The sequence below is a fragment of the Arthrobacter sp. MMS24-S77 genome, assembly GCF_054888235.1.
Window position 1 is genome coordinate 3,104,667 of the sequence record NZ_JBTZRN010000001.1, and the last position, 12,468, is coordinate 3,117,134.

Here is a 12,468-nt window from a genome sequence, read left to right on the forward strand (position 1 = left end):
AGGAGTTCCTGCGTGGCCCCGCGACCCAAAGGCACGTCAGCCGGCCCCAAGCTCTACGAGGAACGGCGCCTCGAGCTGGGTCAAAGTTTCCAGGACGGCGGGGAGCACTATGACCGTGTCCGGCCCGGCTACCCTGCGGATTCAGCCGATTGGCTCCTGCCGGAAGGGGCGCGGGACGCGGCGGACCTGGGAGCGGGGACCGGAAAGTTCACGGCGCTCCTGGTCGAGCGCGGACTGACCGTCTCCGCGGTGGACCCTTCCGCGGACATGCTCACGCAACTGCGTAAGACGTTCCCGCAGGTGGTTGCCCTGGAGGGAACGGCCGAGGCAACTGGACTGGCGGACTCAGCATTCGACGTCGTCAGCGTTGCCCAAGCCTGGCACTGGTGCGATCCCCTCGCCGCCAGCACCGAGATCGCCCGGATCCTGCGCCCCCAGGGGGTTATCGGTTTGATCTGGAACCAGTTGGACACCTCCGTGCCTTGGGTCCACCGCTTGTCCCGCATCATGCATGCCGGCGATGTCCACAAACCGGACTTCCGGCCTGTGGTGGGACCCGAGTTTACCGGCCTCGAAAGTCACCTGACGCATTGGGAGGATCCCGTGACTCCAGGTGACATCCTCGAACTGGTGAAGTCCCGCAGCTACTATCTGAGGGCGAGTGACGCCACCCGTGCCAAGGTCATGGGGAATCTCCGCTGGTATCTCTTCGAACACCTGGGTCACACGGAGGGTGACGTCGTCCCGTTGCCGTACCTCACGCAGAGCTGGCGGGCGCGGAAGCTCTGAACCACCCGGTTCACGATAGGCTTGTAACCGTGAAGACCAGTGCGCCCTCCTCCTCGATCGAGGACTACGTCAAGGTCATCTACTCCTTCACGGAGTGGCAGGACAAACCCATCACGTCCTCGCAGCTGGCGCAGCGGCTGGGCGTCGCCAATTCCTCCGTCTCGGAAATGGTCCGCAAGCTCAAGGACCAGGGGCTCGTTGACCACCAGCCCTACAGCGCGATTACTTTGACTCCGCAAGGAATGCAGCTTGCCCTGGGCATGGTCCGCCGGCATCGCCTGATCGAGACGTACCTCGTGAGGGAACTGGGCTACAGCTGGGACGAAGTCCATGACGAGGCCGAGATGCTCGAGCACGCCGTCTCGGACACTTTCATCGATCGCATGGCAGCCAAGTTGGGCAATCCCGGACGCGATCCCCACGGTGACCCCATCCCCGCCGCGGACGGTTCGGTGACCCTCCCGCACGCGCACCGGATGATCGAGCTAGACGACGGCCACTCCGGGAAAATCACACGGATCAGTGACGAGAACCCGGAGTTGCTGCGCTACCTGTCTGCCGAGGAAATCGACCTTGATGCCAATATCCAGGTGATTGGCCGCAGGCCATTCGGTGGCGCGCTGGTGGTCCGGATCGGAAGGGGCCCGGGCAGCCGAGACTACGACCTCGCCGACGAAGTCACCTCGGCGCTGTGGGTAGCCACCGACACTGCGCACGAAGGTTGCGTCCTCGCGGAACGCTGACGAAGCTGCGTCTTGGAAAGCACTGCGTCTTGGAAAGCACTGCTCAGGCGCGCTGAGCTGCCGTCCCGCCGTCGTCGGGGGCTGGACCTTCCGGAGATTCCGTCACGGCAGGGGTCAAGACCGGGTTCCGGATCCCGACGGCGGATGCCGCCGCCCCGATGAAGAACAGAACCGCGGTGACCACCACCGCGTTGATGAGACCTTGGCGGCTGAAGACCGGGCCGATGATGAGCCCGGCGAATGCGATGCAGATCAATCCTGCAATACGTGCTACCGCGTTGTTCACGGCGGAGCCGATCCCTGCCTCTTCGGTGGGGACGGCGCCCAGGATGGCCGCAGTGAGGGGCGCCACCAAGGTGCTGAGACCGATCCCGAAGACGATCTGCCCGGGTAGCACTTGCGTCCAGTAGTTCAAGGGCTCCTGGACGGTCATCGTCATGAGAAAACCGATTCCACAGATGAACGGTCCCGCCGTCATGAACCATCGCGGACCGTACTTGCCGGCCAGGCCGCCGAAGAATGAGGCCGTGAGCATCAGGATCACGGTCGCGGGAAGCAGGGCGATGCCCGCCGTCGTGGCTTTCATTCCTCCGACTTGCTGCAAATAGATGCCTACGGCGAAGAAGCCTAGTGACAAGGCGCCATAAATGGCCAGCGTGGCCAGGTTTCCCCAACCGAAGTTGCGGATGCCGAAGAGCCGGAGGGGTAGCATTGGCTCCGGGGTCCTGGATTCGTGGATCAGGAACAGGGTCATGCCAACGCCCCCGACGGCCAGGGGCATCCAGACCAGCATGTTCCCCCAGCCCATCCGCCCCTGTTCGATGAAGGCGTAGACCGGGCCACCCAGTCCCACCATGGCAAGGAAAGCGCCGAGGTAGTCGATCTTCTTGTTCCTGTCCGTGGCGGCATCGGACTTCCGCAGCCCAGCCAGAATCGGCCAGACGGCGACGGCGGGAATCACGTTGATAAAGAAGATGACGCGCCAGGACAACAGATCCACCGAGGCGCCGCCGATGAGCGGAGCCACGATAGCTGCCGCGCTGGTCCAGCCGGACCATTGGCCGATCGCCTTGGATTGCGCCGGACCCGAGAAGGACGTGACAATCATCGCGAGCGAACTCGGGACCAGGAGTGCCCCCGCGATTCCCTGCAGGGCCCGTGACACCACCAGCACCTCCCCGTTCCAGGCGAGGCCGCAGATGACGGAAGTGATGGTGAAACCGGCGAGTCCCCATTCCAGGATCCGCGCACGGCCGAAATGGTCGGACAAAGACCCGGCAACCAGGATCAGGGCGCCCAAGGTCAAAAGGTAGGCATCCACCACCCATTGCTGGATGACAAGTCCACCGCCCAGTTCGCGGCCAATCGCCGGGAGCGCGAGGTTCACTACGAAGCCATCCAAAATGGCGATGAAGGAAGCCACAATAGCCACAACAAGGACCCGCTTTTGCAGCGGAGTGCTTGGCAGCAGGGCCGCTGCGTCGGTCATGAGCACAGCCTACGCCTGCTTGTCCACTGACGCCGGGATTCCTCCGCGCTTGGAGTCCCGTATCGTTGAATGGTGATTAGCAGACGTGACGCCGCACTGGCCCTTGATATTTCGATGGAAATGGCCCAACGCCACGGCATCCCGTCCAGGCTTTCGCAAGCCGAGCTGACCGAGCTGCAGGACAATCCACCGCAGTGGCTCGTCCAATCCCGCGCCAACCGTACCGGCAAGCGTCCCGTCTGGGTTCACCTGAGCTGTGTGGTGTGCGGTTATACCGAGGCGGCCCGTCCCAAGAAGTGGTGGCCCGAGTTCACCTACGTTTTCTGCGGGCACCACCGCAACAGCGAGGTTCCCGGAATCCTGCCCGGCGAGGTCCGCAGCGAGTACGAGGGAATCGGCTCGCGGTTCGTGGGCATTGTGGACGTTCCGGCGTCCGAAGCCTAGCTGTTCGTGCGTTGAGCGGCCGGTTGCTTTCGGCCGAAACAGGCGTAGCTTACAGAGAGAGGGCCTTTTCAGGACCCTCTTTGCAGGATCTTCAGGGAAGATCCGTAGTTAGGGAGCATGAAATGCCTGACAAAGCGCCTCACCAGCACGAGACGAAGAAGAGTATCAAGTCCATCAAGGAGAAACGGGCAGTGAAGCGTGCCAAGCACGAATCCGACGCCGCCGTGGATCCAGTGGCCCATTTGAGGATGAGGAAGAAATAGCAAAAAGCCGGAGCCATCGGGCCCCGGCTTTTTGGCGAGCCGACTTTTTAGCGAGCTGGTTCCATCATGGCCCCGGCTCCTCATGAATCCGCATCAGTCATTTCGCTGGGGACGGCCACAATTGCGTGGACTTTGCCGTCGCGAAGGACCGTCAGCAGGAACGGCTCCCCTATGGCCTGCGAAAACAAGAGCTTCTGAAGGCTTTCCGCACTGGATACGGCCCGCGACTGTGCACTGAGGACAAGATCGCCCGCAAGCAGTCCTGCGCGCTCGGCCGGAGATCCAGCGATCACTTCCACCACCCGGAGAGCTTCTTTCTGGCCTGTCCGGATCACCGCACTCGCTTCCAACGGAATGGGGGTGCTCACCAGGCCAAGGTACGCCCGCCGGACCCGTCCGTCCCTGAGCAGGGCGGCGATGATCCGTTGGGTGGTGGTGTTGATAGGCACCGCAAGCCCGAGGCCCAAACCGGCCACAGCGGTGTTGATTCCAACTATCCGCCCTTTGGTGTCGGCAAGGGCTCCCCCGGAATTGCCCGGGTTCAGCGCTGCGTCGGTCTGGATGACGTCTTCGATGACCCTGCTGTGCCGGCCGGACCTGACGGGGATGGAACGCCCGAGCCCACTGACGACGCCCGCGGTCACTGATCCTGCCAGCCCTAGCGGGTTACCCACAGCAATCACCAACTGACCTACATGCAGCGACTCCGCGTTGCCCAATGTGGCGGGCGGCGGGGTGTGGTGCCCCCGGACAATGGCGAGATCGGACAAGGGATCCGCCCCGACGAGTTCGACGTCGGTATGGGTTCCGTCGGCGAATATTGCCCGCCCGGAGCGAAGACCCGAGACTACATGGGCATTGGTCAGCATGTATCCGTCCCCCGTGAACACCACGGCGGATCCGCTTCCAATCCTGACCTGGCCGTTCCTGCGCGCACTGCTCATCTCCAAGGCGGCAACATGGGGCGTAACGGTTTCCGCCACGCGCATGACAGTCTGCGAGTAGGCGTCCAGAGCCTCGTCGTCCGACGGGGCGTCCGGGATATCCTCTGGAAGAGCTTCTTCCGGCAATGTACTCATCGTGCACCTCCTGTAACCGGTGGTGTCTATATCAACGAATACACTGCTGCGGTTAGTCCGTTCCGGCCTACGCCGTGGGTGAACGCAAGTTAGCGCTCGCCCCCGCAAGGCCTAACCGACAAGGCCTAACCCCACAGCGCCTTGCGCAGCAACGCCTTGAGCTGGGCGGCTTCCTCGTCCGCAAGTGCCGCCAGCACCTCGGACTCCGCGCGGCGGGCGGCAACGGCTGCTTGGGCAAGCAGCTGACTCCCCTTCGCCGTAGCCGTCACCGTCTTGGCCCGACGGTCCTGCTTGCCGGGTGCCCTGGCCACGAGTTTCCGCTTTTCGAGCTCGTCCACCAAGGAAACGATTTGGCTCGGGTCAAGGCTCAGGAAGTCCGCCAGCTCCCGCTGGGTGGGCTCCAGCCCGCTGTTGGCCAGGATCAGCACCGAGTACGAGCGCTCCTTGAGGTCGAACTCAGCAAGGGCCCGGTTGTTCACCACCGACCCGCCTGCATGAAGCTTGGCCAGCAGGAAACCCACATCCTGGCTGATCGGAGCGGCGACCAGCCGGTCCTTCGTGGCAGCCTGCTGCTCGTCCTGGGTCTCGACCGTCATGGCAATCTCCAATAATCTTCAAAATAAATCGTTGACAAGTTCAACTATACGTATTCTCATGGATACAGAACAGCATCCCACGCCGAAGGCTTGGATGCACGGGGATCGAGCAAAGGAGCAGCGATGAGCCTGTCAGGAAAAGTAGCGATTGTCACCGGAAGCGGCCGTGGCCTTGGCCTGGCCTACGCCAGGGAACTCGCCCGCCAGGGTGCCGCAGTGGTCATCAACGACGTCGACGCCGAGGTAGCTGGCGAAGCGGTCCGCACTATCGAGGCCGATGGCGGCCGGGCAGTCGCCGTCGTCGCCCCCGTAGGCAGCACGGAAGCGGCGAAACAGCTGGTGCAAACGGCCGTCAGGGAGTTCGGCCGCCTCGACATCCTGGTCACCAACGCCGGCATCCTGCGCGACAAGAGCTTGCTGAAGATGACGGACGAAGACTTCGACTTGGTCATCAACGTCCACCTCCGCGGCACCTTCACCTGCGCCCGCGAGGCATTCGGCTACTTCAAGGAGAACGGCATCGCTGGCCGCATCATCGCCATCGGTTCGCCGACAGGGCAACGCGGCAACTTCGGCCAGAGCAACTACGCCGCCGCGAAGGCGGGAATCGTGGGCATGGTCCGGACGTGGGCGCTGGAAATGAAGAAGGCCGGCGTCACCGCCAACGCGGTGATCCCGGTGGCCGCCACGGCGATGACCAAGACCATCCCCTACTTCCACAGAGCCGTAGAGGCGGACGAGCGCGGCGAGGCCATGCCCCCTTTCTTCCGCCACGAGCTTGGCTTTGGAACGGCCGACGACGTCTCCGGACTGGTTGCCTTCCTCGCCTCCGATGAGGCGGCCGGCATTACGGGCCAGGCCATCGGCGCCGGCGGCGACCGCCTCCAGCTGTGGACCCACCCCGAAGCCGCAGCGACCGAGTACCGCGAGGGCGGCTGGGGTTACCAGGACCTCGTAGAGAACTTCGGCCCGCTGTTCGGGGACAAGCTACAGAGCGTCGGCGAGGAATTCCTGCCGCTGCCCGAGGACCTGCGGCCCGAAGCGGCCGCTCCAGTGCAGGTCCGCTGACATGGCCGCCTACTCCGCACCACAGCGCTACGAGCTCGGCATCAACGCCGCGAAGCTCGACGCGATCGACATGCACGTCCATCTCGAAGTGGACGGCCACGGCCACGAATCCCTGCCACCGGCCCTGACGGAGGCCTCTGCCAAGTACTTCAAGGCCGAGGACCGCACGCCCTCGCTGGACCGGATCGCCGAGGTCTACCGCGAACTGAACATGGCCGCCGTCGTCTTCACCGTAGACGCACGCACGCAGCTCAAGCATGAACCCAACAGCATTCCGGAACTGATCGCGGGAGCCGCCAGGAACAACGACGTGCTGATCCCGTTCGGCAGCGTCGATCCGCGCACGGGCACAGAGGCCATCCAGGGGGCCAAGCACCAGGCGATCGACCTGGGCGCACGCGGGTTCAAGTTCCACCCCAGCTTGCAGGGTTTCGACCCTTCCAACGAACAGTTCTACCCGCTCTGGGAAACGCTGCAGGAACTTGGCCTGCCGGCCATCTTCCACACCGGCCAAAACGGCATGGGCGCCGGCCTGCCTGGCGGCTACGGCATCAAGCTGGCCTACTCCAACCCGCTCCTTCTCGACGCGGTGGCCGCTGACTTCCCCGAGCTGCAGATCATCATGGCCCACCCCTCGGTGCCCTGGCAGGACGCGGCGAACTCCATCGCCACCCACAAATCCAACGTGTTCATCGATCTGTCCGGCTGGTCCCCCAAATACTTCCCGGAGTCGCTCGTGAGGATGTCCAACTCGGCGCTGCAAGACAAAGTCTTGTTCGGCACGGACTTCCCGCTGATCACCCCGCAGAAATGGCTGCGGGCCTTCGCTGACCTCCCGCTCAAGGACGAGGTCCGGCCCAAGATCCTCAAGCACAACGCCGTACGCCTGCTCGGATTGGACGCCTGACATGGGCGCCGTCACAGCTGAGCAGAGCAGACTCTACAACGTCTGCGACTATTACGACGCCGAATCGCTCCTCACTGAGGACGAGCGGCGGGTCCTGGGCCGGCTGCGGGACTTCCTGGATCATGACGCGAAGCCTCTGTTGGCCGACCATTGGGAGCGCGGCGAGTTCCCCGCCCAGTTGGCCCAGCCGCTCATCGATCTGGACCTGATGGAACCGGCCGAACTGACAGGCACCGGGGCAGAGAGCAGTCCTGCCCGCGGCATCTACCAAGGCTTCAGGATCTTCGAACTCGCACGCACAGACGCTTCGCTGGCCACGTGGTACACGGCCCAGGCCGGCCTCTTCCGCACCGCTATCCGGGTAGGCGCCTCGGCGGAGCAGCAGGCCGGGTGGATGCCGAAAGTCATCGATTTCTCGCTCAAGGGCGTCTTCTCCCTGACCGAGCCGGAATCCGGCTCGGACATTGCCGGCGGGCTCTCCACCACCGCGCGCCGCGATCTCGACGGCGACGGCGACGCCTGGGTGCTCGACGGTGCCAAGCGCTGGATCGGGGGCGCTTCGACGGCGGATGTCCTGGCAGTGTTCGCCCGGGACGTCGCGGACGGACAGGTCAAGGCGTTCCTCGTGGACCGCGAAGCCGCCGGTGTGACCTTGGAGAAGATCCACCGGAAGACCTCCCTGCGGATGATGCAAAACGCCCACATCACGCTCGACGGCGTCCGGGTCCCCGAATCCATGCGCCTCCACAACGTGAACTCCTTCAAAGACATAGCGGCGATGCTCCGGGCCATGCGATCGGACGTCGCCTGGATCGCCACCGGCATCCAGGCCGGCGCCTTCGAAGCAGCCCTCCGCTACGTCCGCGAGCGCCAACAGTTCGGCCGCCCGCTGGGTTCCTTCCAGCTGGTCCAGGAAAAGCTGGCCCGCATGCTTGGCAATCTCACGGCAAGCATGTCCCTCGTGGTCAGGCTGACCGAACAGCAGGCACACGGTGTCTACCGTGACCAGGACTCCGCGCTCGCCAAGATGCAAAGCTGCCTTGCCATGCGGGAAACAGTCGCGCTGGCGCGCGAACTGGCAGGCGGCAACGGAATCACGCTCGAGAGCGATGTTGCCCGGTTCCACGCCGACGCCGAAGCCGTCTACTCCTACGAAGGAACACACGAAATCAATGCCCTGATCGTCGGGCGCGCACTCACGGGCGAGAGCGCCTTCACCCGCTAACCCCATACTCTCTTCACCCACAACAACCACCAGGAGGCAACAATGCCCAATCTCGTCGTCGACTTCGACAAATTACTCACCCTCGCCGGAACGGATCTCGGCGTCACTGAATACCGGGAAATCACCCAGGAACAAATAAACAAGTTCGCGGACGCAACCGGTGACGACCAATGGATCCACGTCGATCCGGAACGGGCGAAGGACGGACCTTTCGGCGCTCCGATCGCCCATGGTTTCCTCACGCTCTCGCTCATCATCCCGTTCTGGGGCGAGTTGTTCGACGTCGAAGGCGTCAGCACCAAAGTGAACTACGGCCTGGACAAAGTCCGCTTCACCTCTCCGGTCAAAGTGGGCGCGCGCATCCGCATGCAAGCCACCATCGCCGAAGTCACCGAGGTCAAGGGCGGCGCCCAGATCAAGGTTGCGAACACCATCGAAATCGAAGGCCAGCAACGCCCCGCGGTCGTGGCGGAATTCCTCGCTCGTTTCTACAACTAGACCACTTCAAACACCCCCACCCCTCTGCTTTAAGGAACAATGATGTCCCAAATATCGCAGCTTCAATCCATGGGCGTAGCCGACCGACGCAAGGAAGCACGCACGGTCATTGCTTCCAGTTACTTGGGAAGCACCATCGAGTACTACGACTTCCTGCTCTATGCCACAGCCGCGGCGGTGGTCTTCCCCAAGGTCTTCTTCTCAGGAATGGACGACTGGGTGGGCGTCGTGGCTGCCTACGGCACTTTCGCCGCAGGATACGTGGCCCGCCCGTTGGGCGGCGTTATTTTCGGGCACTTCGGCGACAAGCTGGGACGCAAGGGAATGCTCATCGTCTCCATGTTGGTCATGGGCCTGGCATCGGCGCTGATCGGCCTGGTCCCGGGCGCCTCGGTGGCCGGCCCGTGGGGCGCCGTGATGCTTGTTGTGCTTCGGGTTTTCCAAGGAATCGCTGTGGGCGGCGAGTGGGGCGGAGCCGCCTTGATGGCGTTGGAGCACTCCGAATCGGGGAAACGCGGCTTTGCGGCCTCGTTCGTCAATGCCGGAGCGCCGTCCGGCGCCGTGCTGGGCACCCTCATTATGGGCATCTTCTCGGCCCTGCCGAACTCCCAGTTCCTTGCCTGGGGTTGGCGCGTACCGTTCCTGCTCTCCTTTGTCCTTCTGGCAGTGGGCATGTTCGTCCGGTTGAAGGTTTCGGAGAGCCCGATCTTCAAAGCGGCGATTGAACAGGAAAGGGCAGCCCGGAACGCTGACAATGGCGCCGCGAAGCCCGCCGTCCCGCTCCTCCAGGTGCTGCGCCGGCCCAAGACGTTGATCTTCACCATGCTCGCCGGGGCCGCCGGCTTTGCCCTCCAGGTGGTCCTGGCCACATTTGCCGTGACGTTCGCTGTCTCCAAGGGTGCCGACCGGCAGGGCGTGCTGTACGCCTTCGCAGGTGCCTCCCTCATCTCCATCGTCTTCGTGATCCTTGGCGGCCGGCTCTCCGACAAGCTAGGACGGCGGCCCGTGATGATCGGTGGACTCGTGCTCTTCATCGCTAATCTAGTCCCGATGTTCCAGCTTTTGTCCTCGAACAACATCCTGCTGATCTTCATCGCTTTCACTGTTGGCCTGATGATCCATTCAACGCTCTTCGGGCCGCTGGCCGCATTCGTGTCCGAGCAGTTCGGCACCACGTCCCGCTACACGGGCGCCTCGCTCGGCTACCAACTCGCGACCCTCCTCGGTGCAGGCTTCACGCCGGGGATCGTGGCGCAGATCTTCAAGGACTCCGGCCAGAACACGGGCTCGGTGGTCTTCTACCTGGCCGCAATGTCGGTCGTCTCCATCATCTTCATCCTGTTGACGCGGGAACCGAAGAACAACGATTTGCAGACCGTCCGGCCTTGAGGCCGGGAAAGGTCTAGCTTGGGAATAAGAAAGGACCGTCATGGAGAATTTTGGGATCGGTTCGTGGCTGCAGCGTCGCCGCCCGAAGTCCGGAAGCAAGATTGCGCTGATCGCCGGAGACCGCCAGCTCAGCTATGAGGAATTTGCGGAACGATCGGACAGGCTCGCCAACGCACTGAAATCCCGGGGTGTTTCCAAGGGCGACAGGGTGGCCTACCTCGGTGAAAACCATCCTGCCTTCCTCGAAACGCTTTTTGCCTGCGGGCAACTCGGGGCGATCTTCGTGCCCCTCAACACGCGATTGGCGCCGCCGGAGATCACGTTCCAGCTTCAGGACTGCGGCGCCGTTGCGCTGATCCACTCCGCGAGCCTCAGCGGCCTCGCGGCCAGCGGCGCGGAAGGAACCCACGTGAGCCGGCGCATCGCCGTCGTCGACTCCTTAGCGGGCGACAGCACCGGTCCTTTCGGTGACGGCGGGCGTGAAAGCCCGACGGCGGCGGAGGACTATGAGGATATCGTCGCCTCGGGAGCGCCCCAGCATCTGGACGAAGAAGTAGGGCTCGATGACGGGGCAATGATCCTTTATACGTCCGGCACGACAGGTCGACCGAAGGGTGCGCTCCTGACCCACGGCAACATCACCTGGAATTGCATCAACGTAATTGTCGACTTCGATTTCTCTTCCAGCGATGTAGCGCTCATGATCTCGCCGATGTTCCACGTGGCCTCGCTCGACATGGGAGTGCTGCCGACTCTGCTCAAGGGCGGGACTGTTGTCCTCGAATCGAGGTTCGATCCCCAGCGCACCCTGGAGCTCATCGAGCGGCACCGTGCCACCACCATCAGCGGGGTGCCCACCACCTACCAGATGCTCTGCGAGCACCCGGCCTGGCCGACGTCGGACCTTAGCTCCCTCAACAAGCTGACCTGCGGCGGATCGGCTGTACCGATGCGCGTCCTGGAAGCGTACGAGGCGCGCGGGCTACGCTTCTCCAATGGCTATGGAATGACGGAGACGGCGCCGGGCGCCACTACGCTGCCCGCAGCCAGATCCCGGGACAAGGCCGGCTCTTCCGGGCTCCCGCACTTCTTCAGTGACGTCCGGATCTCCGACGTCGCGGGAGGGCTTGCCGAGCAGGGCAAGGTCGGGGAAATCCAGATCAAAGGCCCCAACGTCATCCACCAATATTGGGGCCGTCCCGATGCCACCGCCGAGTCATATGAAGACGGCGGCTGGTTCAAGTCCGGAGACATGGGCTACAAGGACGCGGACGGATTCGTCTTCGTCTCGGACAGGCTCAAGGACATGATCATCTCGGGAGGCGAGAACATCTACCCTGCCGAGGTGGAACAGGCGATCAGTGAACTCGACTCGGTGGGCAGCGTCGCAGTCATCGGAGTACCCGATGAGAAGTGGGGAGAGGTGCCACGCGCCGTGGTGGTACTCCGCGATGGAGCCTCCTTGACCGAGGATCAGCTCAAGGAACACCTGGCGGGCAAACTGGCCCGCTACAAGATCCCGAAAACTGTCGTATTCGTGGACGACATGCCGCGAACGGCCAGCGGAAAGATCCGCAAAAGCGAGCTCCGCCGGAGCACAGTATCCTGACCTTCCGCCGTCGTGACCTTCCCTGAACTGAACCGACTTCCCGGCTGTCGGGCCGCACGTCTGGTTAACAACCCCACCCAGGGCATCGAGGCCGTTGTCACGTAGGAAATCCCAAAAACAAGTAGTCACCACTCGCGACAGGGGCAATCTGCGCTCCTATTGTGGCCCCTAGCGTCCATCCCGAGACGGATGGACCTGATTTCCGCGACGGAGCCCCGCCTGCGGATGGGCCCAGAGCGTGAGGCGGCATCCCGCAACGATCAGGAATTGGGGCAAATCATGATGACGTTGAGGCTGATTCGGACCCGGCTTGCTAGCGCCCTCAGCTGCCTACATAGGCCCAAGGGCTGATTCCGTACTGGGTCCGTC

At 63.3% G+C, this 12,468-nt stretch carries 13 protein-coding genes; 10 read left to right on the forward strand and 3 right to left on the reverse strand.

Annotated elements, in window-relative coordinates; genetic code table 11:
* The first annotated feature begins 12 nt into the window (after window positions 1–12).
* Together ACX5I4_RS14205 and ACX5I4_RS14210 are read left to right on the forward strand one after the other, a co-directional pair.
* The gene (locus tag ACX5I4_RS14205) at window positions 13–789 is read left to right on the forward strand and encodes a class I SAM-dependent methyltransferase (RefSeq protein ID WP_461837215.1); all 777 of its coding nucleotides are present in this window, start codon (window positions 13–15) and stop codon (window positions 787–789) included.
* Window positions 790–818: 29 nt separating this feature from the next.
* Window positions 819–1,532, forward strand: coding sequence for a metal-dependent transcriptional regulator (locus ACX5I4_RS14210; protein WP_461837216.1), 714 nt, complete (start codon window positions 819–821; stop codon window positions 1,530–1,532).
* A 43-nt stretch (window positions 1,533–1,575) separates the two neighbouring features.
* On the opposite strand, the gene ACX5I4_RS14215 is transcribed toward ACX5I4_RS14210, so the two are convergent.
* Entirely contained in the window at window positions 1,576–3,027 is a 1,452-nt protein-coding gene (locus ACX5I4_RS14215) for an MFS transporter (RefSeq protein WP_461837217.1), read from the reverse strand.
* 63 nt (window positions 3,028–3,090) lie between these two features.
* On the opposite strand from ACX5I4_RS14215, the gene ACX5I4_RS14220 reads away from it, so the two are divergent.
* Window positions 3,091–3,465, forward strand: a complete 375-nt coding sequence (locus tag ACX5I4_RS14220) for a hypothetical protein (protein ID WP_461837218.1) — start codon at window positions 3,091–3,093, stop codon at window positions 3,463–3,465.
* 122 nt (window positions 3,466–3,587) lie between these two features.
* Complete coding sequence (locus ACX5I4_RS14225; protein WP_172465476.1) at window positions 3,588–3,728, forward strand: hypothetical protein; 141 nt, start codon at window positions 3,588–3,590, stop codon at window positions 3,726–3,728.
* Between the two features lie 80 nt (window positions 3,729–3,808).
* Here ACX5I4_RS14225 and ACX5I4_RS14230 read toward each other — a convergent pair whose 3' ends face one another.
* Together ACX5I4_RS14230 and ACX5I4_RS14235 are read right to left on the reverse strand one after the other, a co-directional pair.
* Window positions 3,809–4,807: a S1C family serine protease gene (locus tag ACX5I4_RS14230; protein WP_461837219.1), complete on the reverse strand. Its 999-nt coding sequence runs from the start codon at window positions 4,805–4,807 to the stop codon at window positions 3,809–3,811.
* Between the two features lie 125 nt (window positions 4,808–4,932).
* Window positions 4,933–5,403 (reverse strand): MarR family winged helix-turn-helix transcriptional regulator, encoded by a 471-nt coding sequence (locus ACX5I4_RS14235; protein WP_461837220.1) that lies wholly within the window; start codon window positions 5,401–5,403, stop codon window positions 4,933–4,935.
* 123 nt (window positions 5,404–5,526) lie between these two features.
* On the opposite strand from ACX5I4_RS14235, the gene ACX5I4_RS14240 reads away from it, so the two are divergent.
* From ACX5I4_RS14240 to menE, 6 genes are read left to right on the forward strand one after another with little or no spacing between them, the layout of a single operon-like run.
* Window positions 5,527–6,471, forward strand: coding sequence for an SDR family NAD(P)-dependent oxidoreductase (locus ACX5I4_RS14240; RefSeq protein ID WP_461837221.1), 945 nt, complete (start codon window positions 5,527–5,529; stop codon window positions 6,469–6,471).
* 1 nt (window position 6,472) lies between these two features.
* Entirely contained in the window at window positions 6,473–7,378 is a 906-nt protein-coding gene (locus ACX5I4_RS14245; RefSeq protein ID WP_461837222.1) for an amidohydrolase family protein, read from the forward strand.
* A 1-nt stretch (window position 7,379) separates the two neighbouring features.
* The gene (locus ACX5I4_RS14250; protein ID WP_461837223.1) at window positions 7,380–8,603 is read left to right on the forward strand and encodes an acyl-CoA dehydrogenase family protein; all 1,224 of its coding nucleotides are present in this window, start codon (window positions 7,380–7,382) and stop codon (window positions 8,601–8,603) included.
* Window positions 8,604–8,645: 42 nt separating this feature from the next.
* Window positions 8,646–9,101 carry a MaoC family dehydratase gene (locus ACX5I4_RS14255; protein ID WP_461837224.1) on the forward strand — a complete coding sequence of 152 codons (456 nt, stop codon included), beginning with the start codon at window positions 8,646–8,648 and terminating at the stop codon, window positions 9,099–9,101.
* A gap of 42 nt (window positions 9,102–9,143) precedes the next feature.
* Window positions 9,144–10,490 (forward strand): MFS transporter, encoded by a 1,347-nt coding sequence (locus ACX5I4_RS14260; RefSeq protein WP_461838737.1) that lies wholly within the window; start codon window positions 9,144–9,146, stop codon window positions 10,488–10,490.
* A gap of 40 nt (window positions 10,491–10,530) precedes the next feature.
* Complete coding sequence (gene menE / locus ACX5I4_RS14265; RefSeq protein WP_461837225.1) at window positions 10,531–12,099, forward strand: o-succinylbenzoate--CoA ligase; 1,569 nt, start codon at window positions 10,531–10,533, stop codon at window positions 12,097–12,099.
* The last annotated feature ends 369 nt before the right edge of the window (window positions 12,100–12,468 follow it).